General features: G+C 69.0%; 1 protein-coding gene. It reads left to right on the top strand.

What is annotated here, in order from left to right; all coding sequences use genetic code 11:
* Nucleotides 1-232 (top strand): hypothetical protein (locus tag SB773_RS34935; RefSeq protein WP_410595171.1); only part of this gene is annotated, 232 nt, incomplete at both ends.

Below are 232 nucleotides of genomic sequence, written 5' to 3'. Positions count from 1 at the left end.
CGTGCCGCTGAGCGTGCAGCTGCTGCAGATGGAGTTCACCTCCGCCGCATCCGAGCTCGTCTCCAGCGCCTGGAAGGACCTCGGCGTGAAGGTCGAACTCGACAACCGCGGACCGGCTCAGGCCGTCGACGTGCTGTACTCCGGCACCGGATGGAGCGTCAGCTTCGTCTCCATGGGGGCGTCGCAGCCCACCGGCTTCCGTCCGTTCTTCGTCGGCCCGGCGGCTCCCGAG

It is taken from the genome of Bacillus sp. SIMBA_074 (genome assembly GCF_046534555.1).
Classification (GTDB): Bacteria; Bacillota; Bacilli; order Bacillales; family Bacillaceae_G; genus Bacillus_A; species Bacillus_A mycoides.
The sequence above is the reverse complement of the archived record's forward strand: the minus strand, read 5'-3'. Positions and strand labels throughout refer to the sequence as shown.